Consider the following 23,440-nt stretch of genomic DNA (forward strand, 5'->3'; position numbering starts at 1 on the left):
CTCCCTGCGAGCCCGCCCCTTTCCGCATGTCCTGAGCCGCTCAGACGTAGAGCGCCTTCGAGCTCCAGTCCGGTTCCGGCAGCGCCTTGCGGTCGGTCTTGCCGTTGCTCGTGATCGGCAGCTCGTCCACCACGACGAACCCGGCCGGCACCATGTGCTCCGGTGCGCTCGCACGCATGTGGGCACGCAGCGAGCGCTTGTCGATCCCCTCGCCGGAGGGCACCACCCACGCCACCAGCCTGCGGTCACCGCTGGGGTGGGTGCGCACGCCCACCGCCGCGGCGCGCACCTGCGGGTGCTCGGTGAGCGCGTTCTCGACCTCGCCCGGTTCGATGCGGAACCCGCGCAGCTTGAACTGGTCGTCCATCCGGCCGAGGAACTCGACGACGCCGTCCGGGCGCCGCCGGGCCTGGTCACCGGTGCGGTAGTAGCGCACGCCGTTCCAGCTGCCGCGCACGAACCGCTCCTCGGTGAGGTCCGGGCGCTGCCAGTAGCCGCGGCCCACCTGGGCGCCGCCCGCCCACAGCTCGCCCGCGGTGCCGTCGGGCACCGGTGTCCCGTCGTCGCCGACGATGACGACGTCGGTGTTCTGCAGCTGCCTGCCGATCGGGAGGGTGCCGCCGAGGTCCTCGTCCGCGCCGACGCGGTGGCAGGTGACGAACGTGGTGGTCTCGGTCGGGCCGTAGCAGTTGATGATCTGCACGGTCGGCAGCGCCTCCCGCAGCCGCCGGATGTGCGGCACGGACAGGACGTCACCGCCGGACATGACCGTGTGCAGGCCCTTGAACGCGTCGACGTCCACGTCGATCTGCCGGTGGAAGAGCGCCGCGGTGAGGAACAGGACGGTGATCTCGTTGGTGCGCAGCAGGTCGCCGAGCTCCTCCGCCTGCACCACACCGGGTGGGGCGAGCACGAGCCGGGCGCCGTTGAGCAGGGCGGCCCAGATCTCGAACGTGGCGGCGTCGAACGCCACCGTGGCGAGCTGGAGGAACCGGTCCTGTGCGGTGATCTCCAGGTAGTTCGGCGCGGTGACGAGGTTCGCGATGTTGCGGTGCTCCACCATCGCCGCCTTGGGCCGGCCCGTCGAGCCGGAGGTGAACATCAGGTACGCCACGTCCTCCGGTGCCACGACCGGGAGTGCGTCCACAGTGGACCTCGACCCGCGCGGCGGCACCTTCAGCGTGGTGAACCCGGCGGAGAACCGGCCCACCACGACGGACACCTGCGCGTCGGCGAGCATCATCGACACCCGCGCCTCGGGGTCCTCGGGGTCGATCGGCACGTACGCGGCGCCGGCCTTGAGCACGCCGAGCAGTGCCACGACGAGCTGCGCCGACCGTTCCAGGCACACCGCCACCCGGTCGCCGGACCGCACACCGGCCTCGACGAGCTCGCCGGCGAGCGCGTCGGACCACCTGTCCAGCTCCGCGTACGTCACGACGTCGTGTCCCGCGGACAGCGCGACCGCGTCGGGCGTCCTGGCCGCCCGGCAGCGGAACGCGTCGGTCACCGATGCAGACATGCCCCAGCTCCTCTCGCTTTGTGCCATCCTCCGCAACCCGCCTCGAAGCCGCCTCGGGTCACAACTGGCGCTACAGGGGTGCTTGAGCTGCGCGAACAACACTCAGCGCGTCCGCTGCCCCACCTCATCGGAGGCGTCCCCCATGAACGTCCGCAAGAAGGCCATGGCCGCCGTGGCCGCCTGTGCGCTGGCAGTACCCGTCGTCGCCGCCGCCGGTGCCACCGCGAAGCCCAGCTACGAGAACGCGCTCGTCGGCCGCTGGGACCTCACCGTCACCATCCACATCGAACAGCCGCCGCTGCTGACGCCGCTGTTCTGCGACTTCACCGCCGACTACCAGCTGCACTGCGAGACCAAGCCCGGCTACCCCGACCACCTCGAGGGCCGGGGCGTCTGGACGGCGGCGAAGGACGGCCAGTTCAGCTTCTGGATCACCCACCACGCGCACCGCGACGAGAACGGCAACCCGGTCGGCTCGATCAACGCGAGCCACCTGGGCAAGATCAGCGCGAACAAGAAGAAGTTCAGCACCAAGGCACACACCTACATCAACATGAACGACGGCACCCCGTGGCAGGGCCCCGTCGACGTCGAGGGCGCCGCGTTCCGCATCTGACCCCCCGTCACACCCCGTCACCCCACAGGCCCCCACCACCCGTGTGGGGGCCTGTTCTCGTGCACGCGGGGGCCCCGCGTTCCCCCAGGAGGCACGCGGGGCCCCCGCGTGCTCACAGCAGAGGGCCCCGGACGGGTGGTCCGGGGCCCATTGCGACAGCGGGTGGAACTACGCCTTGGCGGGTTCCTCAGCGCCTTCGGCGGCACCGTCCTCGGCGGGAGCGCCCCACTCCTCCTGCTTCAGCCAGCGCGGCAGGAAGGAGGCGAGCAGCAGCGCGAGGGCCGCGAAGCCGAAGCCGACGTACAGCGTGGTGCGGAACGCGTCCGTGAAGGACTGACCGGCTGCCTGGTGCGAGAACCTGTCGGCGATCGCCTTGGCCTGCGGGTCCGCCTGGACCGCACCACACGCCGCCGCGTCCGGCGTACCGGAGAACGTCGAGGTGGCACAGGTCTGGAAGGCCGCGGTCAGTTCGGTGGCGCGGGCGTCCGCGACACCGGCCGCCACGATCTCCTGGCGGAACTGCGGCGCCAGCGCCTCGGTGTTCGTCGCGCCGTGGGAGGCCAGCGGCGAGAAGAACGCCAGCGTCACGACCGAGATGCCGACCGCGAAACCGAGCTGCTGCTTGGTGTTGATCAGGCCGGAGGCCGCGCCCGCGTCCTCGTGCGGCACCTCCTGCAGTGCGAACAGCGCGATCGGGGTGGCCGTCATGCCGAAGCCGAGGCCGATGAGCAGCAGCCCGGGAACCAGGCCCCAGCTCGTGACGTCGGGGCTGACCGAGAACAGCAGCACCGCGACACCGACGGCGATCACGACGGCACCGACCTGCAGGACGGCGCGGCCGAACTTCGGCACCAGCGCGATGACCGAGGCCGACGCGGTGATGAACGCACCGATGCAGAACGCCAGCAGCGTGACACCGGTCCGCAGCGGCGAGAAGCCGAGACCCTCCTGCAGGTACAGGTAGAGCGCCAGCATGAACATGCCGGTGAAGCTGAACATGCCCAGCATCAGCGCGAGGGCCGCGGAGAAGCTGCGGGACTTGAACAGGTTCAGCGGCACGAGCGGCATGCCGTCCTTGCGCTGCTTGGCCTTCTCGTAGGCGACGAAGCCGATGAAGCCGACGACGGAGGCGGCCATCAGCACGAAGCCCCAGGCCGGCCAGTGCAGCTCGCGGCCGAAGGTGAGCGGGAACAGCAGGGCCGTGAGGCTGACGGTCGCGAGGACGACGCCGACGAGGTCGAGGCGGATGCGGCTCGGGGCCTTCGACTCGTTGATGTACTTCCAGCCCAGCACGTAGCCGAGGATGCCGATCGGGACGTTGACCAGGAAGATCGTCCGCCAGTCCCAGCCGAAGACGTTCCAGGCGACCAGGAGGCCACCGACGAGCGGCGCGATCGTGGCCGCGAGACCACCGATGGTGCCCTGGATGGCGAAGACCGCGCCCTTCTCCTTGTCGGGGAAGGTGACGTGGATGATCGACATGACCTGCGGCACCATCAGGCCGGCCGCGAGGCCCTGCGCGAGGCGGGAGGCCACGAGCATCTCCGGATTGATCGAGATGCCGCACAGGAACGACGTGAGGACGAAGCCGAGGACGCCGAGCTGGAACATCCGGCGGCGGCCGTAGATGTCACCGAGGCGACCGCCGGTGATCAGTGTGAGGGCGAACGCGAAGACGTAGCCCGCGGTGATCCACTGCAGCTGCACGAAGCTCGCGCCCATGCCGTGCTGGATCGCGGGGAGTGCGACGTTGACGATGCTGCCGTCCAGCATGTCCATGAACGTCGCGACGGTCATGATGATGAACGCGATCCAGCGGCGCGGGTCGGCCGCCGGCGCGTCGACGACCGCAGCCGCCTGCGCAGCGGCAGCCGCCGGTGGCGACTCCAGGTCGGGGTTGGTGTTGGTGGAGGTCACGATTTCTCCTCAGATGACTGATGTTCCGCTGCGCACGGCAGGGGGTGGGTCAGGACTCGTCGTGGCTGGAGAGCCGGTCTTGTTGAACGAGGTCCCACCTCCTGCCTCCAAACGACGACTGCCGGTCGAGCTACCAGGGTGATCCCCTCCGCTTGAGTCCCGGTCAGGTCGCGGCGGAGCGGAACGACGGCACGCCTGCGGCCCCGGCGCCGCGCAGTGGCGCCGGGGCCGGTTCTCCCGGCGTCAGCCGAAGAGCGACGCCGGGTAGGTGCGCACGGACGCGGTCTCGTACCGCAGCGCGACGTGGCTGGAGCAGCTCACGACGTCGCGCCAGAACCGTTGCAGCGCACCACCTTCCGCGAGGCCACCGGTGCCGGCGGCCCGCACCAGGCCACCGGTCGCGTCGACCAGGACCTCGGCCACGTAGGCGACGTTGCGCTCGTTGCGCGCCATCGCGGCCGGGGTGAACTCGCGGTCGTCGAGCACCCTGGCGTTCTGCTCCACGAGCAGCTTCGCCGACTCGACCTGACCGGACGCGCGGACCAGGTCGACCGCGGACGTGACGGACTGCTTCTTCCCCGACAGCACCGAGACGCACGCGTCGAGCGCTCCCATCGCCGCTCCGACGGCCGGTGCGACGAACGTGAGGCCGCCGACCGCCTGGAACGGGACGTTGTGGCTCGGCACCGGCGACCAGCTGGTGCCGGTGAGCAGGTCGGCGCGGTTCAGCGACAGGTGGGACGGCACGAAGACGTCGTCCACCACGACGGAATGGCTGCTGGTCGCCTTCATCCCGACGCTGTCCCACGTCCTGAGGACCGTGAGGTCGCCGCGCGGCACCGCGAAGAAGCGGCCCTCGTCACCGACCATGCCGCACAGCAGCGCCCAGTCGGCGAAGTCCACGCCGCTGACGTAGGTCCACCGGCCGCTGAGCCGGTGGCCGCCGTCCACGACCGTGCCCTTGCCCATGGGCGGCTGGCCGGTGACGACGAACGTGTCCGGGCCGGACGCCCAGATCTCGTCGTGGCCCTCTTCGGGCAGCAGCCCGGCGAACCGGGACGAGTACGCCGACAGCGACGCGCACCACGCGGCGGCCGAGCAGCCCTGCCCCACGGTGATGACGGCCTCGGTCAGCTCCGCGAACGTGCCCTGCGAGCCGCCGCGCCCGGCTGCGACGAAGTGCCGCGCGAACCCGGCGTCGCGCAGTGCCTCCACGACCTCGGGGGCCAGCTCGCGGGTGGTGTCGGCCTGCACCGCGTGCTCCGCGGCGATCAGCTTGACCTTCTCCGCGGCGGCGGCCAGCCCGGTTTGTTGAGCAGTCACCTCGTCACCTCCTGGGTGTGCAGGTCACGCGGCCTGGACGGGCAGGTCGCGGTGGATCGTGCGGGACCTGGTGTAGAGCTGTCCGTCGATGCGCACGAGCACGTCCTCGATGGAGAACGTGGGCTCGAACGACACCTGGCCGTCCAGCGTGGTGCGGGTGACGAGCGAGGCGTAGCTGACGTTCAGCGTGTTCTCGTCGACCTCCTCGACCAGGTAGTGGTCGTTCCAGTGCCGCACGGCGACCCCCTTGTAGCGGGGCAGCGCGGCGCTGGCGCCGGCGATCAGGGCGGCACGGCCCTCGACCTTCTCGCCGCGGTGGGCGTGGTCGGTGACGCCGTCCTCGGTGAACGTCTGGGCGTAGCCCTCCACGTCCAACGCGTCGAGCAGCCGCATCTGCCGGGCGTAGAACGTCTGGACCTCGATGTAGACCGCAACGGAGGCGGCAACACTGGCTGGGGACACGACAACTCCTCGGTCTGCCGGGTTTCGCTACCGCGAATATGGGTGGCGGCACTGGACATCCGGTCGAGCCGTCCTGGTTCGACCTCGGTTCGATCGGCGGTTGAGACAAACCGGTCACGGTGAACAGCGACATCACCCGCAACCCAACCCCGCGAGGAGGGCCACATGGCCTCAACTCCCGATGTCGCCAAGTCGGTGACGGTCGAGGCGACGATCGAGCAGGCGTTCGCGATCTTCGCCGGACGGCCGATCGAGTGGTGGCCGGAGTCGCACGTCTTCGTCAAGGACCGGCAGGCCATCACGATCGAGCCGTTCGTCGGCGGCCGCTACTTCGAGCGCGGCGCTGACGGCGAGGAGATCGCCTGGGGCACCATCACCGAGTGGGACCCGCCGAAGCGCCTCGTCATGACGTGGCGGGTCGGCCCCTACTGGCAGCCGATCTTCGAGGACGACAAGGCGTCGTTCATCAAGGTGGACTTCGAGGTCGTCGGCCCGGCCACGACGAAGGTCACGCTGACGCACGCCGACCTGCACCGCCACGGCGAGATCGCCGAGAGCATCCACAAGGCCCTCGACGGTCCGTCCCCCGGCGAGACGCTGGAGAAGTACGCCGGCGTCGTCGACCGCCACGTCCCCAAGGCGGCCTGAGGCACCCCGGCGCAGGAACGGAGAATGGCCGCCCCGCAGGTTCGGGGCGGCCATTCTCCGTTGTTCAGGCGCCCAGTTCGAGCGCCTCGGCGTGGGTGCGGTCGACGACGCTCTTGACGTCGACGATCCGGCCGAGCTGCTTGATGAGCTGGGCCGGCGTGCGGCCGGGTTGCAGGTCGACCACGACGTCGAGGCGCGACAGCTCACCGCGCTCGGCGGGGCCGAGGCTCAGCGACTCGACCTCGACGCCGCGGCTGGAGAACAGCACCACGATCCGGGCGAGCGCACCGGGGTCGTTGCGCAGCAGCAGGGACAGCGAATGTCTGGTCATCACTCTTCCTCGTCGAACAGGGGGCGGATTCCTCGTGCGGCCATGACCTCGTCGTTGCCGGTGCCGGCGGGCACCATCGGCCAGACCTGGGCGTCCTGCCCCACCACGAAGTCGATGACGACCGGCCGGTCCCGCACGGACATGGCCTCCAGGATGACGTCGTCCACTTCGGACTGCGTGGTGCAGCGGAGCCCGACGCAGCCCAGCGCCTCCGCCAGCTTGACGAAGTCGGGGTGCCGGTCGTGCGTGCCGAGCCGGGTGTTGGAGTACCGGCCCTCGTAGAACAGGGTCTGCCACTGCCGGACCATGCCGAGGTTGCCGTTGTTGATGATCGCGACCTTGATCGGGATGCCCTCGGCGGCGCAGGTGGCGAGCTCCTGGTTGGTCATCTGGAAGCAGCCGTCGCCGTCGATCGCCCACACCGTGCGGTCGGGCGCGCCGGTCTGCGCTCCCATGGCGGCGGGCACGGCGAACCCCATCGTGCCCGCGCCACCGGAGTTGATGAACGAGCCGGGGCGTTCGTAGCGCACGTACTGGGCGGCCCACATCTGGTGCTGGCCGACGCCCGAGGTGTAGATCGCTTCGGGGCCGGCGAGCGTGCTGAGCCGTTCGATGACGTACTGCGGTGCGAGCGCGCCGTCCTCGGGGTGGTCGTAGCCGAGCGGGTAGGTGGTGCGCAGGCCGTCGAGGTAGGCCCACCACTCGGTGAGGTCGGGGACGTGGGAGACGACCGCGTTGAGGGCGGCGAGCACGTCGCGGCAGTCGCCGACGATGCCGACGTCGGCCTTGCGGTTCTTGGAGATCTCGGCCGGGTCGATGTCGGCGTGCACCACCGCGGCGTGCGGGGCGAAGTGCGGCAGCGACCCGGTGACCCGGTCGTCGAACCGGGTCCCCAGCGCGATCAGCAGGTCGGCCCGCTGGAGGGCGGCGACGGCGGGCACCGTGCCGTGCATGCCCGGCATCCCCAGGTGCTGGCGGTGCGAGTCGGGGAACGCGCCGCGCGCCATCAGCGTGGTGACGACCGGGATGCCGGTGGAGTTCGCGAGCTTGAGCAGCTCCGCCGCGGCACCGGAGCGGACCACTCCCCCGCCCACGTAGAACACCGGGCGCTTCGACGTGCCCATGAGCTGGGCGGCGGTGCGGACCTGCACCGGCGAGAGCGCCGGGCGGGACTGCGCGACGGGCTTGGGCGGGGTGTAGGTGGTGGTGGCGGCCAGCACGTCCTTGGGCAGGTCCACCAGCACCGGTCCCGGCCGTCCGGTGGCGGCGAGCCGGAACGCCTCGGCCACCACCCGCGGGATGTCGGCCGGGTCGTGCACCTGGAAGCTGTGCTTGGTGATCGGCAGCGTGATGCTGCGGATGTCCGCCTCCTGGAAGGCGTCCGTGCCGATCACCGACCGGCTGACCTGGCCGGTGATCGCCACGATCGGCACGGAGTCCATGTAGGCGTCCGCGATCGGCGTGACCAGGTTCGTCGCCCCCGGACCCGACGTCGCCATGCACACCCCGACCCGCCCGGTGGCCTGCGCGTACCCCTGCGCGGCGTGCCCGGCGCCCTGCTCGTGCCGCACCAGCACGTGCCGGATCTTCGAGTCGAACAGCGGGTCGTACGCGGGCAGGATCGCCCCACCGGGCATCCCGAAGATCACCTCGCAGCCCACGTCCTCAAGCGCTTTGATCAACGCACCTGCACCGGTGGTCTCCACGATGTGCTCCCGACGGGGGTTCAGCCCGCGAGCTGACGCTCCAGCTGGCGAGGGGACAGGGGCTTGTCGAGCGACGGTTCGGAGCTCAGGATCGCCCGCTGCAACTGACGCAGCCTTTCGGACGGCTCAAGCCCGAGCTCCTCGATGAGCGTGTCCCGCAGCGCCTGGTAGGCCTCCAGCGACTTCCACTGCCGGCCGGCCCGGTAGAGCGCGAGCATGTACTGCGCGCACAGGTTCTCGTGCATGGGGTGCTGCGCGGTGAGCACGGACAGCTCGCTCAGCAGCGACTGGTGCTTGCCCAGCTGCAGGTCGGCCTCGATGCGCGTCTCCAGCACGCCCAGGCGGCTCTCCTGCAGGCGGGTGACCTCCATGCCCAGCCGCACGCCGATCTGCACGTCCACGAGCACCGGGCCGCGCCACACGTCGGCGGCGTTGCGCAGCAGCCGGGAGGCGGACTCCAGGTCACCGATCTCGAACGCGCGCTGACCCGCGGTGGCGAGCCGCTCGTAGCTGCGGACGTCCACGGCCTCCGGCGGCACGTCCAGCATGTAGCCGCCGTACCGGGTGACCAGGACGTTCTTCGCGACACCGGGACCCTCGCCCGGCATGGCCGCCTCGATGCGCCGCCGCACCTGCAGCACGTAGGTCTGCAGCGTGGTGAGCGCGCTGCGCGGCGGTGTCATCCCCCAGAGCTCTTCGATCAACGTCGGGACCGTGACGACGTGCCCGGCCTGCAGGCCCAGCAGCGAGAGCACCTGACGGGGCTTCACCGCGCTCGGCGCGATCGAGACGCCGTTCTCCCGTGCCTCCAGCGGTCCCAGAACCTTGATCTCCATTGGATCCTCCCCTGACAGCGGCGGTCGACTTGGTCGTGCCACCAAGTTCACCTGAGCGGGGCTATCGCACGCCACGTATCCCGCCACGACTCTCGGATGGCGAACTACTGCGGCCGACGTGAAAAATTCATATGCTCAAACGAACCCAAACAGATCCGTCCGGTAAGCACGCGAACACATGCGGTGACTGTTGCCGAAAATACTGGTCCTTTCGCGTGAAATTGAGCTGCGAGTCAATGCGAAACAACGATCTGCACCGATACAGTAAGTCAGACCTGACTGCTCTGGTCTGTCTAGTATTCGGGCCTGAGCGCACGTCGTGATCACGAGAGTGCTGCGTCTGCTCTTGGGCGGTTTGCTCTTGGGGGGCACGTTGATTGCATCGCCTGCGATACCGAGATACCGCGCGGTCATCGTCGCCCTGTTCGCCGGTGTCTGCCTGACGGACCTGACCCGCGCTCTGCTGCTCGCCGGCGACACCCCCGAATTGGTGGTCTCGGCCATTGATTTCTCACTGCTCGTCGTACTGCAACTGACCTATTTCGGGCAGCTGTCGGTACTCCGCAGGCACTTGGTGCTGGCCGCGCAGGCCCTGCTGCTGGTGCTGCCGCACGTCGCGTTCGGGCATTCCTGGGCGGGCGTGGCGGGCCTGGTGGCGGGCAACGCCCTGGTCGTGCTGCGCCCGTTCTTCGGCTGGTCGCTGTTCATCCTGACCGTGATCGCCACCGGTCTCGCCCAGGCAGCGCACGGCGAGGCCATGATGGCCACCGCCGCGACCGCGTTGCTGCTGGCAGGCCTGGCCACGGGTTTCGCGACGCACCGCCCGGTCCCCGCCGCCCCCGTCGCGGCACCCCCGGACCCGCTGCCCCTGGACGCGGTCGACACCACCGTCGCCGCCGTGGCCGCCGAACGCCTCCGCGTGGCCCGCGACCTGCACGACCTGCTCGGCTACAGCCTCAGCGCGATCAAGCTGAAGAGCGAGCTCGCGCACCGCATCGTCGCCGACAGCCCCGACCACGCCAAGCAGCACATCAGCGAGATCCTCACCATCACCCACCACGCCCTGGCCGACGTCCGTTCCCTGGCCCGCGCCTACCGCCCGCTCTCGCTCGCGGACATCTCGAACTCCGCCAAGGCGATGCTCGCGGCCTCCGACATCGACGTCCGCGTCGAGCTCGACCACGACCCGCTGCCCGAGGCCATCGAGACCGTGCTGTCCGCGGTGCTCTGCGAGGCCGTGACGAACGTCCTGCGCCACAGCGACGCCAGCACCTGCACCATCGGCGTCCACCAGCGCGGCGGCACGGTCCTGCTCGACGTCGTCAACGACGGCGCCGCCGTCCGCTCCACCTCGCTCGACTGCAACGGCGTCCGCAACCAGGCCGAGCGCGTCCAGGCCGCCGGCGGCACCTTCACCGCCCGCCACACCGGCGACGGCTCGTTCCACGTGCACGCCGCGATCCCGTGCGTCCCGGCCCGCGCCAACGCACACCCTCAGGTGTAGCTACACCGATATATCAGTTGCGCCCAGCTCTCCAGCCGCGCTCCTCACACCCCTCCGACCTGCCCCTTTGCAACGACTCGTTTGCGGACGTCGTCCAAAGACTCGTTGCAAAGGCAGCTCAACGCCGGGCAGCTCACCGCTGGCAGCTCGCCTCAGTAGCTCGCCTCGGACAGCTACCCCTTGCAACTGGTCTTTTGCGGACGTCGTCCAAAGAGTCATTGCAAAGGGTGAGCTGTCAGAGCGGGTCCGGTCAGAACCAGCCGGACTTGCGGGCGATGCGGACGGCGTCGACCCGGTTGCGGGCGTCGAGCTTGGCCGTCGCGGCCGTCAGGTAGTTGCGCACGGTGCCGACGGACAGGAACAGCGTCGTGGCTATCTCCATGGCGTCGGCGCCGTCGGAGGCGAGCCGCAGCACCTCGAGCTCTCGCGGCGTGAGCGGGCACTCGTCGGTGTCCCACGCCGAGAGGGCGAGCTGCGAGTCGATCACCCTGCGGCCTACGGAGACGCCGCGGATGGCGTCCGCGAGCTCGCTGACGGGAGCGTCCTTGAGGATGAAACCGTTGACGCGGGCGTTCAACGCGCGGCGCAGCGTTCCCGGCCGGCCGAGGCTCGTGAGAATCAGCGTCCGGGTGTCGGGGGCGGTGTCGTGGATGACGGTGGCGGCGGAAAGGCCGTCCATGCCGGGGAGGTCGATGTCGAGCACCGCGACGTCCGGTTTGTTCTTCTCCACCGCCGCGATGATTTCGTCACCGGTCGCGACGGACGCGACGACCTCAATATCCGGTTCGAGATTCAACAAAGCGACCAAAGCGCCCCGGACCATTTGCACGTCCTCGGCGAGCAGCACTCTGATCATCCGACCCCCTAGTTGCCCCCAGGTCACCATTTCGAGTTTTACACTCGGTGACCATGCAGGACAAGCATCGGGACCCATTGCGGCCAGCGTTACTCCGAATGCGCTATGAGCAATTAATATTGCCGATCGCCAGATGACCGCGGGTCACCGGGCGCTCACTCCTCGCTCGGTTTCCGAAACGCGAACCGGTCCGCTCGAGTCGCACCCGAGCGGACCGGTGGAGCATGCGCCTCGCGAAGATCAGCGCGTTTCGCCCCACCGCTCCAGCAGTTCGAGTCCGCCGTCAACGGTGATGACTTGACCCTGAATCCAGGAGGCCTCGTCGGTGCACAGCAATGCGACCGCGTTCGCGATGTCCTCCGGCAGGGTCACCCGCCCGGACGGGCTCTTGATGGCGAGCCGGTCGACCAGGTCGGGGTCGATGTTCATGGGGCCGTTGTCGACGACGGTGGTGACGACGGCGTTGACGGCCACCCGGTACCAGGCCATCTCCAGGGCGAGTGTGCGGATCACGCCGTGCACCGGTGTCACGGTGTAGCCGGCGACGACCACCCGCCCGCCGTCGACGAAGGCCTTGGCCAGCGGCTCCACGACGTTGAGCAACGGCGTGAGGTCGGGCGAGACGGCGTGGTGCACGAACACGTCGAGCTGACCTCGCTCCTCCTTGACCCGGTCGAGGAGCAGGCGCACCGAGTGCTCGTCGGTGATGTCCAGCTGGGTGACCGTCACCGAGCCGGGCTTGCCCGCGAGCACGAGCTTCGCGCGCTCCAGGTCGACGTCGTCGGCAGAGGTCGTGAGGATGACGTGGGCGCCGTTGTCGCAGAGCTTGCTCGCGATGGCGAGACCGAGCCCGTGGGTCCCCGCCGTCACCAGCGCTAGCTTGCCGTCGAGTCCCAGGCGCGTGTTGACCGGTTCGATCATGATGCTGACCACCTCGTTGTCCGCGTGGTGATCGACGTTGCGCCGGGCCGCTAGGGCGGAACTCGACTACTTCTTGCGCAGTCCCTCCAGTACCCGCAGGATCGCGCTTTCGACCTCGCGGCCCGTGCGCTTCGGGTCGGACGAGCTGGCGATGGTGCTCGCGCCCGCGGACAGCGCCCCGAACAGCAGCCGCGCCATGATCTCCACCGGCGCCTCCTCGATCTCACCGGCGTCCACGAGCAGCTGCACGGCGGTGCGCAGCAGGCCGAAGCTGAAGTGCTCCTCCGCCTCGCGCCAGCGTTCCCAGCCCATCACCACCGGCGCTTCGTGCACGATGATCCGCTGGTATTCGGGGTCGAGGCACTTGCGGACGTAGGCGCGCAACCCGGCGACCGCGATGTCCCACGGTTCGCCCTCGCCGGTCACCAGAGCCGCCAGCGGCTCGATCGACTTCGTCTCGACCTGCGCGAACGCCGCCTCGAACAACGCCTGCTTGCCGCTGAAGTGGTGGTAAAGCGCGCCTTTCGTCACACGTGCGCGTTTGACGACCTCGTCGAGTGACGTGCCGGCGTAGCCGCGTTTGGTGAACAGGTCGACCGCGCTGTCGACCAGCGCCTGCCTGGTCGACTCCGAGTACTCGGCCCGTCGGTTTCGCACGGACGAAACGTAGCTCACATACCGGCGGTACGTACCGGTGGTATGGTCGTGTCATACCGAAGGTATGCGAGAAACCGGGGGTACGAACCATGGCCTGGGCCGATCACTACCGACGCCGCGACGCGCTCGACGCCGTGCTGCACGACGCCCGTCGCGACCCGTCCGCGCCGCTCATCGTGGATCCGGACGTGTTCTCCTCGCTCGACGAACTGCTGCTGGCGCTCGACCACCGCTGGCACAACAAGCTGACCGCGCGCATGGAGGCCGCCGCGCTCGACGGCCCCGTCGACGAGGACCGGGTGACCGCGGAGCTCGCGGCCGACGAGCCGGTGTTGCGAGCGGTACTCGACGCCCACCTTCCGCTCGGCAGTTACCGGGCGGTAGGAATGACCCCATGAGTCGTTGGACCGACGCGGACATCCCCGACCAGACCGGCCGCACCGTGCTGGTGACCGGTGCGAACTCAGGTCTCGGCCTGCGCACCGCCCAGGTGCTGGCGGACAAAGGCGCCCACGTGTTGATGGGCTGCCGCTCCACCGAACGCGGTGAGGCGGCCCGGCGCCAGGTCAGGGGGTCCGCCGAGGTCCTCCCGCTCGACCTCGCCGACCTGGCCTCCGTCCGCGCCGCGGCCGACCGGGTCGGCACGCTCGACGTCCTGGTCAACAACGCCGGCATCATGGCCGTCCCGCTCGGCCGGACGGCCGACGGCTTCGAGCGCCAGTTCGGCACCAACCACCTCGGCCACGCGGCCCTGACGTTCCTGCTGCTCCCCGTGCTGCGGCAACGGCCAGGCGCGCGGGTGGTGACCGTGGCGTCGATCATGCACAAGTACGGCCGCATGAACTTCGACGACCCGAACTGGGAACACCGCTCGTACCACGCCGCCGCCGCGTACTCCCAGTCGAAGCTCGCCAACATCCTGTTCGCACGCGAGCTGGACCGCCGCTGCCCGGACGTGGCGTCGATCGGCGCGCACCCCGGCATGACGGCCACCGAGCTGACCAACAACATGGCCAGCGCGCACCGGTCGTCGGTGATGCGCCTCGGCGGCCGCCTCAGCCACCTGTTCTCGCAGTCGGTGGAGATGGGCGCGCTGCCGCAGCTCTACGCGGCGACCTCACCGGACGCGCACGGCGGCCTCTACTACGGGCCAGGCGGTTTCAACGGCCTGCGCGGCCACCCCGCGATCGCCGGGATGACCCCGGCGGCTCGCGACGACCTCGCCGCGAGCCGCCTCTGGGACCTCACCGTCAAGCTGACCGGAATCACCCCCGACCTGCCGTAGGCGGGAAGGGCCGGGCCGGTGCCCCCGCTTGGGGGGAGTCGGAGGACACCGGCTACCCGGTCGTCACCTCCGGGCGAGGAACAGTCTCGGCGCGGCGCGTTGTTCATGGTCGACACGACTCGCATGAACAACAGATCGTGAACAACGAGGCTGCTCCACCCGGCGTCCGGCACGGCGTCCCACCGTCGGACGTGCGTGACGCCGGACACGCGGGGGCGCAGCGTAGGGTGAGGTGGTGACTGTGGTACCAGAGGGTCGGAAGCTGCTGCGGCTCGAGGTCCGCAACAGCCAGACGCCGATCGAGAAGAAGCCGTCTTGGATCAAGACGCGCGCGAAGATGGGCCCCGAATACCGGGAGCTCAAGGGTCTGGTCAAACGCGAAGGCCTCCACACGGTCTGCGAAGAGGCCGGCTGTCCCAACATCTACGAGTGCTGGGAAGACCGCGAGGCCACGTTCCTGATCGGCGGCGAGCAGTGCACGCGGCGCTGCGACTTCTGCCAGATCGACACCGGCAAGCCCGCCGACCTCGACCGCGACGAGCCCCGCCGCGTCGCCGAGTCGGTCCAGGCGATGGGCCTGCGCTACTCCACGGTCACCGGCGTCGCGCGCGACGACCTGGCCGACGGCGGCGCGTGGCTGTACGCCGAGACCGTCCGCCAGATCCACGAGATGAACCCCGGCACGGGCGTCGAGCTGCTGATCCCGGACTTCAACGCGGTCCCGGAGCAGCTGACCGAGGTCTTCGAGTCCCGTCCCGAGGTGCTCGCGCACAACCTGGAGACGGTGCCGCGGATCTTCAAGCGCATCCGTCCCGCGTTCCGCTACGAGCGCTCCCTCGAGGTGATCACGAAGGCCCGCGAGTTCGGCCTGGTCACGAAGTCGAACCTGATCCTCGGCATGGGCGAGACGCCGGAGGAGGTCACCGAGGCGCTCGCCGACCTGCACGACGCGGGCTGCGACATCATCACCATCACCCAGTACCTGCGCCCGTCGCCGCGGCACCACCCGGTGGAGCGCTGGGTGAAGCCCGAGGAGTTCGTCCAGCACAAGGAGACGGCCGAGGAGATCGGCTTCCTCGGTGTGATGGCCGGACCGCTGGTCCGCTCCTCCTACCGCGCCGGCCGCCTGTACGCGCAGGCCAAGCAGAAGCGCGGCGAAGAGCTGCCGGAGAACCTCCAGCACCTGCTCACCGTGTCGGCCTCGCAGGAGATCACGAGCCTGCTCGCGCCCCGCTGACCCTCAGCTCCACGACGACAGCGCCCAACTGATATATCGGCATCTCACGCCGATGTACCGGTTGGGCGCTGTTGTTCGCTGACCCCTTTGCAATGAGTCTTTTGCGGACGTGCGCAAACGTATTTTGCGTGCAGCTGATATATCGGTGAGCTTCGAGCTGGCCAGACCGGGGGAGCTAGCTGAAGCGGACCTCACCGACGACGACGCCGTCGAGCTCGCGGATGAAGTCGGCGCCGAACGCGCTCGACGGGGTGTGGGCGCCGGGGGCGACGCCGGCGACCTTGCCGATGGCGCGCAGCACGGAGTCGGCGGTGAGGCTGTAGGCGTTCGGGGTGGTGAGGGCGCAGTCGACCTTGGTGGAGGCGTCCCAGGCCTCGCCGAACACCTCGGCGCGGGTGGTGGCGCGCTTGCGTTCGTCGGGTCCCTTGACCTTGGCGGCGACGGTCTTGGCGGCGTTCTGCACGAACGGCGCCTGCAGGACCGGGGCGAACACCTTCTGCAGCTGTCCCAGCGCGCCGGGCACGAGGGTGAACGTCGTGATGTTCGGGATGCCGGTCGAGCGGTGGGCGGTGCTCACGTCGCCCCACGGGATGCTGCCGACCTCGCGCGGGCCGGAACGGAAGTAGGCGGTGCGCCTGCGGTGTCCGATGCGGACGCTCTTCAACGCACCGTCCTCGCGGATGCGGCCACCGACCGCGGCGGCCTCGACGGAGGTCTTCGTGGTGCCCGCGCTCGCTCCCCCGCCGACGACGAACGCGAGGTCGAGGTGGGTCGCGGTCGGCAGGGCGTTCTTCAGGATCGCGGCCACGCAGTCGGTGGGGACGACGTCGAAACCCGCGCCGGGGAGCAGCACGATGCCGGCCTTGCGCGCGTCGGCGTCGCGTAGGGCGATGGACTCGAAGACGTCGATCTCACCGGTGATGTCGAGGTAGTGCGTGCCGGTCTTGAGGCACGCGTCGACCATGGCGGTCGCGGTGTGGGCGAACGGGCCGGCGCAGTGCACGACGGCGTCGACGTCCTCCAGGTGCGCGCGGGCCTGCGAGAGGTCGAACGCGCGGTGCTCCAGGCCGAGGGCGGCGGCGATCGGCTCGACCTTCTCGGCGGAGCGGCCCGCGAGGACCGGTCGTTCGCCGCGCTTGACGGCGAGCTCGGCGATGAGCCGGCCGGTGTACCCGTTGGCTCCGTAGACCATCCACGTCATGCCGCGACCTTACCGGCGAGTAGCGTCGCGGGAAGCGACCAAAGAGCCGATCAGCAGCAGGGCGCCCACGCCGATGACGGGCAGCGCCCAGTACAGCCGACGCAGGCGCAGGTCACCGCAGATGTCCACATAGGCCGATCCCATCGCGGCGGCGGCCGACTCGTCGAAGCCGATGCCCAGGCCGTTGCCGCACTGCACGAGCGCACCGCTCGGCGACTCGACGGCCAGCGCCACGAACAAGATCGCGCTCCCACCCAGGAGGAACGCAAGACCGACCACGACGGCGAACGTGCGCAGTGACATGAGGGGAAGCTACGTCCCGGTTGGACTCGGGGATAGCCCTGGTCAGCCGCATTGGGGGTTGGTCCCCTAATCCCCCGCTGAACGCTGTCGCGGCTCTCGCACGCCCGTTACGACAGAGAACCCGTTGCGCTGCTCCACTCGGCCGGACCGGTGTCCGTCCCGTGTGGACCGCCGAACACGACGGGAAGCTCACGGACGCTGACCATGATGTCGTTGTGCGTCACGGCCGGCGGCCCGTCGCCGGCGAACCGGGCGCGCGGGAACCGTGCGGTGAGCTGCCGCAGCACGGTCTCGGTCTCCAGCCGCGCCAGCCCCGACCCCAGGCAGAAGTGCGGGCCGTGACCGAACGACGCGTGCCCCGTCGCCGCCCGGTCGACCCGGTACCGCGCGGCGTCCTCGTGCGCGACCGGGCAGCGTCCGGCTGCGCCGAGGTTGATGAGCAGCAGCGTGCCCTCCGGCACCACCACACCGCCGATCTCGACCGGCTCGGTGGTGATCCGGTGCGTGGCGCTGCGGACCGGCGAGTTCTGCCGCAGCGTCTCCTCGACGAGCACCGGCACCAACTCGGGTTCGGCCGCGACCCGCTCCCACAGGCCGTGGTCGACCGCGTCGTGGATGACGTTGGTGATGAGACCCGCCGTCGTCTCGTGGCCCGCTACTACGAGGAGGAACGCCATCGCCATGAGCTCGTCGTGGGTCAACCGGTCGCCGTCGTCGTCGGCTGCCACCAACGCACCGAACAGCGAGCTTTCGTCCAGGCCGCCGCCGCTCAGCAGAGCGTGGAAGTAACCGCCCAGCGCGTCGCTGGCCGGCTGCGACACCTCCGGCTCCATCGACATCATCGTCTCGATCAACGTCCGCACGCGCGCACGGTCACCCTCGGGCACACCGAGCACCTCGCCGATGATGTGCAACGGCACCGGCACGGCGACCGCAGCGACGACGTCGACCTCCTCCCCCACCGGCAGCGCGCCGACGAGCTCCGCGGTGACCTGTTCCACGCGCGGGGCGAGCCGCTGCACCGCCGGCCAGGTGAACGCCTTGGCCGCGAGCCCGCGCAACCGGGCGTGCTTCGGGTTGTCGCTGTTGAGCATGCTCGGCCCGAACAGCCCCGCGAACTCGGTCTGGGTGCTGCCGAGCGCGGCGAGCTGGCGTTTCATCTCCCGCTGCAAGGCGTCGCTGTCCTTCGACAGCCGCCGGTCGGTCAGCAGCCTGCGGGTGAGCTCCAGCCCGACGGTGACGACCTGCAGGCGCACGCCGTTCGGCAGCGTCACCGGGTGCACGGGCCCGGACGCGCGCGCTTCGTCCTCGATGCGGTGGTGCTCACGAGCCCGCAGCTCGCCGCCGGTCAACAGGTTCGTCATGGCCTCTCCGTCTTCCCCGGACCCGCGGTCACCGCAGTGCGTCGAACACGCCGATCGTCTCCACCGCGGGCAGCCGCGGCGGCGAGGCGGCGATCGCCCTGCGCCCCAGCACCCAGTCGGGCAGGTGGTGCCGCAACGCCACCCGCCCCTCCGGCGTGATGTCGACCGGCGCGGCCATGCCGTGGTCGATCGCGCGGTCGGGCTTCACCCAGCTGATCCAGCCGCGCAGCCGCAGGACCTCCAGCGCCTCGGCGTCCCACTGCTTCGCGGGCCGGTGCTCCAGGTACCAGCTGGTAGCGCCGCGGTGCACCCCGCCCTGCTCGACCAGCGCGAGCAGCTTCACCTGCTCCTGCGTGACGGTGCCGAGGTCGGGCCGCGGCGTCTTGCCCCTGCGCTTCACGAGTCGTCGTCCTTCGGAGGTGGTGGGCCCAAACGTCCCCGACAGGCCGTAAAAGTACGGCACCGACCTGGCCGGTTCCAGATGCCATCACGATCGAAGTTGCGCCACCGGCAGAAGAACGGGGCGAGGTGCGCCAACGCACCTCGCCCCGTGTGAAATGGGCGCGACAGGGTTCGAACCTGCGACCGCTCGGGTGTAAACCGAGTGCTCTTCCGCTGAGCTACACGCCCGTGCCGCCCGCCGCCACCACGGCGCCGGACAGGTACATCATGCCTTCAAGGAGGCTACGGCCTTCTTCCAGCCTTCCTGATCGCGGGCCTCACCGGGGCCGTTGACCTCGGCGAAGCGCACCACACCCCCGGTGTCGACCAGGAACGTGCCCCGCACCGCCATGCCGACCGCGTCGTTGAACACGCCGTAGGCCTGCGCGACGGCGCCGTGCGGCCAGAAGTCCGACAGCAGCGGGAAGGAGTAGCCCTCCTGCGTCGCCCAGGCCTTCAGGGCGAACACGCTGTCGACCGACACGCCGAGCACCTGGACGTTCTCGTCCTCGTAGGCCGCGATCTCGTCGCGCACCTGGCACAGCTCGCCATGGCAGGTGCCGCTGAAGGCGAACGGGTAGAAGACCAGGAGCACGTTCTTCGAGCCGCGGAACGACGACAGCGTCACCGGCTGCTTGTTGTAGTCGTTGAGCGTGAAGTCCGGGGCTTGTGAACCGACCTCGACCGCCATGAAGGAAGACCTCTCCGGTTGACACACGACTGAACCACGGACGGGTGACAACCGCCCGTGGGTCACAGCCTATGCGGGCCGTGCTCGAGTCAGCGCTTGGCCTTGGCGGACTTCGGCCACACCAGCCTCGTGCCGGCCCAGTCGTCGGCCACGCTGATGTTCGAGGTCTGCGAGAGGCCCGCAGTCCCGGAGGCGTCGGCGATGTCACTCGGCTCGACGTGGCCGGTACGGCCCGTCTTCGGGGTCAGCACCCAGATGATGCCGTCCTCTGCCAGGAGGTTGGTGGCTTCGAGCAAGGAGTCCACCAGGTCGCCATCGTCCTCCCGGAACCAGAGCAAGACGACGTTCACCGTCTCGTCGGCCTCCTCGTCGAGGATGTCGGCCCCGATCTGCTCTTCGACCGCTGCGCGGAGGGCGTCGTCGACGTCCTCGTCCCAGCCGATCTCCTGGACGACCATGCCCGATTCGATCCCGAGCTTCTCGGCGACGCCGATCTTGCCGGCGTCTTCCGCGGCGACCACGGTTTTCACTCCTCCAACTACGCAAGGGCGACAGCCCGTGAAGACTGTCGCCGGATGGTCCACTACACGGGACAGCGAACACTGTCGGCTACCCCCGGCGCAACTGTTGACCACGTGACACGCCGTGTGGGGGACCCCTGTGAAGGTGCTTAGACTGGCACCAGGCATGCTCTACATACCTCTTATCGCGCGCGCGTGAGCGACACGATCCAGAACTACCGATCAGTAGCGGTGACGAAGTCGTCGCGCAAGGACAACGATAGGAGCGCGTGGCACGGTTTTCCGGGCCAGCGCGTGTACCGCCAACGAAGCCGAGGAGACACCTTGAGCCCGCAGAACACAGGCCCCGAGCGGGTACGTGTCATTCGCGACGGCCTGGCAGCGCACCTGCCGGACATCGACCCCGAAGAGACGGCCGAGTGGCTCGAGTCGTTCGACGAGGTCCTCAAGGGTGGCGGACAGCAACGCGCTCGGTACCTGATGCTGCGGCTGCTGGAGCGCGCGGGCGAGAACCAGGTCGGCATGCCCTCGCTGATCAGCACCGACTACGTCAACACCATCCCCACCGAGCGGGAGCCGTGGTTCCCCGGTGACGAGGAGGTGGAGCGCCGTTACCGCGCGTGGATCCGCTGGAACGCCGCGATGACCGTGCACCGCGCGCAGCGACCCGGCGTGGGTGTCGGTGGCCACATCTCGACGTACGCGTCCAGCGCGTCGCTCTACGAGGTCGGCTTCAACCACTTCTTCCGCGGCAAGAACCACCCCGGTGGCGGCGACCAGATCTTCATCCAGGGTCACGCCTCCCCCGGCGTCTACGCCCGCGCGTACCTGGAGGGGCGCCTGTCCGAGCACCAGCTCGACGGCTTCCGCCAGGAGTACTCGCACGCCGGTCCCGGTGGCGGCCTGCCGTCGTACCCGCACCCGCGGCTGATGCCGGACTTCTGGGAGTTCCCCACGGTCTCGATGGGCATCGGCCCGATGAACGCGATCTACCAGGCGCGGTTCAACCGCTACCTGCACGACCGCGGCTTCAAGGACACCTCCGACCAGCACGTGTGGGCGTTCCTCGGCGACGGTGAGATGGACGAGCCGGAGTCGCGCGGCCTGCTGCAGCTGGCGGCGAACGAGCAGCTCGACAACCTGACGTTCGTGGTCAACTGCAACCTGCAGCGCCTCGACGGCCCGGTGCGCGGCAACGGCAAGATCATCCAGGAGCTGGAGTCGTTCTTCCGCGGTGCCGGTTGGAACGTCATCAAGGTCGTGTGGGGCCGCGAGTGGGACGCGCTGCTGCACGCGGACCGCGACGGCGCGCTCGTGAACCTGATGAACAACACGCCCGACGGTGACTACCAGACCTACAAGGCGAACGACGGCGCGTACGTCAAGGAGCACTTCTTCGGCCGCGACCCGCGCACGAAGGCCCTCGTCGACGCCATGAGCGACGACGAGGTGTGGAACCTCAAGCGCGGCGGCCACGACTACCGCAAGGTCTACGCGGCGTACAAGGCGGCGACCGAGACCGTCGGTCAGCCGACCGTGATCCTCGCCAAGACCATCAAGGGCTACTCGCTCGGCCCGCACTTCGCGGCCCGCAACGCGACGCACCAGATGAAGAAGATGACCCTGCAGGACCTGAAGGGCTTCCGCGACAGCCTGCGCATCCCGATCACGGACGAGCAGCTCGAGGCCGACCCGTACCTGCCGCCGTACTACCACCCCGGGCAGGACTCGCCGGAGATCCAGTACATGCAGGAGCGCCGCCGTCAGCTGGGCGGGTTCGTGCCGGAGCGCCGCACGAAGTCCAAGGCGCTGGTGCTGCCGGGCGACAAGGTCTACGAGGGCGTGCGCCGCGGTTCCGGCAAGCAGGAGGTCGCCACGACGATGGCGTTCGTCCGGCTCGTCCGCGACCTCGCGAAGGACCCGGAGATCGGCCCGCGCATCGTGCCGATCATCCCGGACGAGGCACGAACGTTCGGCATGGACTCCATGTTCCCGACGCAGAAGATCTACAACCCGAACGGCCAGGCGTACACCTCGGTGGACGCCAACCTGATGCTCGCCTACAAGGAGTCCGAGCAGGGCCAGATCCTGCACGAGGGCATCAACGAGGCGGGTTCCACGGCGTCGTTCACGGCGGTCGGCACGTCCTACGCCACGCAGGGCGAGCCGATGATCCCGATCTACATCTTCTACTCGATGTTCGGCTTCCAGCGCACCGGTGACGGTCTGTGGGCGGCGGCGGACCAGATGGCGCGCGGTTTCGTGCTCGGTGCCACCGCGGGCCGCACGACGCTGACCGGTGAGGGCCTGCAGCACGCCGACGGCCACTCGCTGCTGCTGGCGCACACGAACCCGGCCGTGATCGCGTACGACCCGGCGTGGTCGTTCGAGGTGGCGCACATCGTCAAGGACGGTCTGCGCAGGATGTACGGCGAGAACGCCGAGAACATCTTCTACTACATGACGGTCTACAACGAGCCGTACGTGCAGCCGGCCGAGCCGGAGGGCCTGGACGTGGAGGGCCTGCTGCGGGGCCTCTACAAGTACCAGGACGGCCCGGCGACGCCCGGTCCGCGCGCGCAGATCCTCGGCTCCGGCGTGGGCCTGCCGTGGGCGCTCAAGGCCCAGCAGATGCTGTCCGACGACTGGGGCGTCTCCGCGGACGTGTGGTCCGCCACGTCGTACTCGGAGCTGCGCCGCGAGGCCGTGGAGACCGACCGCCACAACCTGCTGCACCCGGACGCCGAGCCGCGCGTGCCGTACGTGACGCAGGTGCTGAAGGACGTGCAGGGCCCCGTGGTCGCCGTGTCCGACTGGGCGTCGGCGATCCCGGACCTGATCCGCCCGTACGTGCCGACCGACATGACGACGCTGGGCACGGACGGCTTCGGCTTCTCCGACACCCGCCCGGCCGCCCGCCGCCACTTCCTGGTGGACGCGGAGTCGGTCGTCGTCGCGACGCTGGCGGCGCTGGCCAAGCGCGGTGAGGTGGAGCGGTCGAAGGTCGTCGAGGCGGCGCGCAAGTACAAGATCGACGATGTGCAGGCGGCGGGGCCGTCCACGTCGGACGCGGGTCTCGCGTAGGTCTTCGTCCTCCG

General features: G+C 69.5%; 23 protein-coding genes and 1 tRNA gene. 7 read left to right on the forward strand and 17 right to left on the reverse strand.

Translation table 11 applies throughout. From position 1 onward, the window contains the following. Positions 1-40: 40 nt before the first annotated feature. Positions 41-1,522 (reverse strand): amino acid adenylation domain-containing protein, encoded by a 1,482-nt coding sequence (locus tag ACZ7CF_RS35450; RefSeq protein ID WP_360397313.1) that lies wholly within the window; start codon positions 1,520-1,522, stop codon positions 41-43. Positions 1,523-1,664: 142 nt separating this feature from the next. Here ACZ7CF_RS35450 and ACZ7CF_RS35455 point away from each other — a divergent pair, with 142 nt between their 5' ends. Next, the gene (locus ACZ7CF_RS35455) at positions 1,665-2,138 is read left to right on the forward strand and encodes a hypothetical protein (protein WP_360397311.1); all 474 of its coding nucleotides are present in this window, start codon (positions 1,665-1,667) and stop codon (positions 2,136-2,138) included. Positions 2,139-2,306: 168 nt separating this feature from the next. Here the strand turns inward: ACZ7CF_RS35455 and ACZ7CF_RS35460 are convergent, their stop codons facing one another. The 3 genes from ACZ7CF_RS35460 to ACZ7CF_RS35470 all read right to left on the reverse strand — a co-directional run bounded on the left by ACZ7CF_RS35460 (position 2,307) and on the right by ACZ7CF_RS35470 (position 5,840). Further along, the gene (locus ACZ7CF_RS35460) at positions 2,307-4,055 is read right to left on the reverse strand and encodes an MFS transporter (protein ID WP_360397309.1); all 1,749 of its coding nucleotides are present in this window, start codon (positions 4,053-4,055) and stop codon (positions 2,307-2,309) included. Positions 4,056-4,298: 243 nt separating this feature from the next. Then, positions 4,299-5,378 (reverse strand): acyl-CoA dehydrogenase family protein, encoded by a 1,080-nt coding sequence (locus ACZ7CF_RS35465; protein WP_458433799.1) that lies wholly within the window; start codon positions 5,376-5,378, stop codon positions 4,299-4,301. A 24-nt stretch (positions 5,379-5,402) separates the two neighbouring features. Beyond that, entirely contained in the window at positions 5,403-5,840 is a 438-nt protein-coding gene (locus tag ACZ7CF_RS35470) for a nuclear transport factor 2 family protein (protein WP_360397303.1), read from the reverse strand. Positions 5,841-6,005: 165 nt separating this feature from the next. On the opposite strand from ACZ7CF_RS35470, the gene ACZ7CF_RS35475 reads away from it, so the two are divergent. Further along, complete coding sequence (locus ACZ7CF_RS35475; RefSeq protein ID WP_360397301.1) at positions 6,006-6,488, forward strand: SRPBCC domain-containing protein; 483 nt, start codon at positions 6,006-6,008, stop codon at positions 6,486-6,488. A 64-nt stretch (positions 6,489-6,552) separates the two neighbouring features. Here ACZ7CF_RS35475 and ilvN read toward each other — a convergent pair whose 3' ends face one another. From ilvN to ACZ7CF_RS35490, 3 genes are read right to left on the reverse strand one after another with little or no spacing between them, the layout of a single operon-like run. Then, positions 6,553-6,819, reverse strand: coding sequence for an acetolactate synthase small subunit (ilvN, locus tag ACZ7CF_RS35480; RefSeq protein WP_470371838.1), 267 nt, complete (start codon positions 6,817-6,819; stop codon positions 6,553-6,555). Further along, complete coding sequence (locus ACZ7CF_RS35485) at positions 6,819-8,525, reverse strand: acetolactate synthase large subunit (protein WP_470371839.1); 1,707 nt, start codon at positions 8,523-8,525, stop codon at positions 6,819-6,821. The genes ilvN and ACZ7CF_RS35485 overlap by 1 nt, the downstream gene beginning before the upstream one ends. A 20-nt stretch (positions 8,526-8,545) precedes the next feature. After that, positions 8,546-9,361 carry an AfsR/SARP family transcriptional regulator gene (locus ACZ7CF_RS35490; protein ID WP_360397297.1) on the reverse strand — a complete coding sequence of 272 codons (816 nt, stop codon included), beginning with the start codon at positions 9,359-9,361 and terminating at the stop codon, positions 8,546-8,548. Between the two features lie 373 nt (positions 9,362-9,734). Between ACZ7CF_RS35490 and ACZ7CF_RS35495 the strand changes: the two genes are divergently transcribed. Continuing rightward, positions 9,735-10,865 carry a sensor histidine kinase gene (locus tag ACZ7CF_RS35495; RefSeq protein WP_458433801.1) on the forward strand — a complete coding sequence of 377 codons (1,131 nt, stop codon included), beginning with the start codon at positions 9,735-9,737 and terminating at the stop codon, positions 10,863-10,865. A 250-nt stretch (positions 10,866-11,115) separates the two neighbouring features. Here ACZ7CF_RS35495 and ACZ7CF_RS35500 read toward each other — a convergent pair whose 3' ends face one another. From ACZ7CF_RS35500 to ACZ7CF_RS35510, 3 genes are all read right to left on the reverse strand, one after another. Further along, positions 11,116-11,721, reverse strand: coding sequence for a response regulator transcription factor (locus ACZ7CF_RS35500; RefSeq protein WP_360397293.1), 606 nt, complete (start codon positions 11,719-11,721; stop codon positions 11,116-11,118). 240 nt (positions 11,722-11,961) lie between these two features. Beyond that, positions 11,962-12,642 (reverse strand): SDR family NAD(P)-dependent oxidoreductase, encoded by a 681-nt coding sequence (locus tag ACZ7CF_RS35505; RefSeq protein ID WP_360397291.1) that lies wholly within the window; start codon positions 12,640-12,642, stop codon positions 11,962-11,964. Positions 12,643-12,708: 66 nt separating this feature from the next. Continuing rightward, entirely contained in the window at positions 12,709-13,299 is a 591-nt protein-coding gene (locus ACZ7CF_RS35510; protein WP_360397289.1) for a TetR/AcrR family transcriptional regulator, read from the reverse strand. 89 nt (positions 13,300-13,388) lie between these two features. On the opposite strand from ACZ7CF_RS35510, the gene ACZ7CF_RS35515 reads away from it, so the two are divergent. From ACZ7CF_RS35515 to lipA, 3 genes are all read left to right on the forward strand, one after another. Continuing rightward, positions 13,389-13,697 (forward strand): hypothetical protein, encoded by a 309-nt coding sequence (locus ACZ7CF_RS35515; RefSeq protein WP_360397287.1) that lies wholly within the window; start codon positions 13,389-13,391, stop codon positions 13,695-13,697. After that, complete coding sequence (locus ACZ7CF_RS35520; RefSeq protein ID WP_470371840.1) at positions 13,694-14,584, forward strand: oxidoreductase; 891 nt, start codon at positions 13,694-13,696, stop codon at positions 14,582-14,584. Before ACZ7CF_RS35515 ends, ACZ7CF_RS35520 begins: the two co-directional genes overlap by 4 nt. Positions 14,585-14,819: 235 nt before the next feature. Then, the gene (gene lipA, locus ACZ7CF_RS35525; RefSeq protein WP_360397283.1) at positions 14,820-15,821 is read left to right on the forward strand and encodes a lipoyl synthase; all 1,002 of its coding nucleotides are present in this window, start codon (positions 14,820-14,822) and stop codon (positions 15,819-15,821) included. 175 nt (positions 15,822-15,996) lie between these two features. Here lipA and ACZ7CF_RS35530 read toward each other — a convergent pair whose 3' ends face one another. From ACZ7CF_RS35530 to ACZ7CF_RS35560, 7 genes are all read right to left on the reverse strand, one after another. Continuing rightward, on the reverse strand, positions 15,997-17,022 hold the full coding sequence (locus ACZ7CF_RS35530; protein ID WP_360397281.1) for a saccharopine dehydrogenase family protein: 1,026 nt from the start codon (positions 17,020-17,022) through the stop codon (positions 15,997-15,999). 9 nt (positions 17,023-17,031) lie between these two features. Continuing rightward, complete coding sequence (locus ACZ7CF_RS35535; protein WP_470371841.1) at positions 17,032-17,325, reverse strand: hypothetical protein; 294 nt, start codon at positions 17,323-17,325, stop codon at positions 17,032-17,034. A gap of 107 nt (positions 17,326-17,432) precedes the next feature. Then, on the reverse strand, positions 17,433-18,689 hold the full coding sequence (locus ACZ7CF_RS35540; RefSeq protein WP_458433803.1) for a cytochrome P450: 1,257 nt from the start codon (positions 18,687-18,689) through the stop codon (positions 17,433-17,435). Positions 18,690-18,717: 28 nt separating this feature from the next. Beyond that, the gene (locus tag ACZ7CF_RS35545; protein WP_360397275.1) at positions 18,718-19,089 is read right to left on the reverse strand and encodes a hypothetical protein; all 372 of its coding nucleotides are present in this window, start codon (positions 19,087-19,089) and stop codon (positions 18,718-18,720) included. A 158-nt stretch (positions 19,090-19,247) separates the two neighbouring features. Next, a tRNA-Val gene (locus tag ACZ7CF_RS35550) sits at positions 19,248-19,319 on the reverse strand. A gap of 37 nt (positions 19,320-19,356) precedes the next feature. After that, positions 19,357-19,821: a peroxiredoxin gene (locus ACZ7CF_RS35555; RefSeq protein ID WP_458433808.1), complete on the reverse strand. Its 465-nt coding sequence runs from the start codon at positions 19,819-19,821 to the stop codon at positions 19,357-19,359. A gap of 89 nt (positions 19,822-19,910) precedes the next feature. Further along, the gene (locus tag ACZ7CF_RS35560; protein ID WP_360397271.1) at positions 19,911-20,342 is read right to left on the reverse strand and encodes a DUF3052 domain-containing protein; all 432 of its coding nucleotides are present in this window, start codon (positions 20,340-20,342) and stop codon (positions 19,911-19,913) included. A gap of 324 nt (positions 20,343-20,666) precedes the next feature. Between ACZ7CF_RS35560 and aceE the strand changes: the two genes are divergently transcribed. Further along, positions 20,667-23,426 (forward strand): pyruvate dehydrogenase (acetyl-transferring), homodimeric type, encoded by a 2,760-nt coding sequence (aceE, locus tag ACZ7CF_RS35565; protein ID WP_470371842.1) that lies wholly within the window; start codon positions 20,667-20,669, stop codon positions 23,424-23,426. Positions 23,427-23,440: the final 14 nt, after the last annotated feature.

It is taken from the genome of Lentzea sp. NPDC036955, assembly GCF_055608005.1.

Coding starts and splice junctions, on each gene's coding strand:
- ACZ7CF_RS35450 (WP_360397313.1), bottom strand. CDS start 1,522: ATGTCTGCATCGGTGACCGACGCGTTCCGCTGCCGGGCGGCCAGGACG.
- ACZ7CF_RS35455 (WP_360397311.1), top strand. CDS start 1,665: ATGAACGTCCGCAAGAAGGCCATGGCCGCCGTGGCCGCCTGTGCGCTG.
- ACZ7CF_RS35475 (WP_360397301.1), top strand. CDS start 6,006: ATGGCCTCAACTCCCGATGTCGCCAAGTCGGTGACGGTCGAGGCGACG.
- ilvN (WP_470371838.1), bottom strand. CDS start 6,819: ATGACCAGACATTCGCTGTCCCTGCTGCTGCGCAACGACCCCGGTGCG.
- ACZ7CF_RS35490 (WP_360397297.1), bottom strand. CDS start 9,361: ATGGAGATCAAGGTTCTGGGACCGCTGGAGGCACGGGAGAACGGCGTC.
- ACZ7CF_RS35500 (WP_360397293.1), bottom strand. CDS start 11,721: ATGATCAGAGTGCTGCTCGCCGAGGACGTGCAAATGGTCCGGGGCGCT.
- ACZ7CF_RS35505 (WP_360397291.1), bottom strand. CDS start 12,642: ATGATCGAACCGGTCAACACGCGCCTGGGACTCGACGGCAAGCTAGCG.
- ACZ7CF_RS35515 (WP_360397287.1), top strand. CDS start 13,389: ATGGCCTGGGCCGATCACTACCGACGCCGCGACGCGCTCGACGCCGTG.
- ACZ7CF_RS35520 (WP_470371840.1), top strand. CDS start 13,694: ATGAGTCGTTGGACCGACGCGGACATCCCCGACCAGACCGGCCGCACC.
- ACZ7CF_RS35530 (WP_360397281.1), bottom strand. CDS start 17,022: ATGACGTGGATGGTCTACGGAGCCAACGGGTACACCGGCCGGCTCATC.
- ACZ7CF_RS35535 (WP_470371841.1), bottom strand. CDS start 17,325: ATGTCACTGCGCACGTTCGCCGTCGTGGTCGGTCTTGCGTTCCTCCTG.
- ACZ7CF_RS35540 (WP_458433803.1), bottom strand. CDS start 18,689: ATGACGAACCTGTTGACCGGCGGCGAGCTGCGGGCTCGTGAGCACCAC.
- ACZ7CF_RS35555 (WP_458433808.1), bottom strand. CDS start 19,821: ATGGCGGTCGAGGTCGGTTCACAAGCCCCGGACTTCACGCTCAACGAC.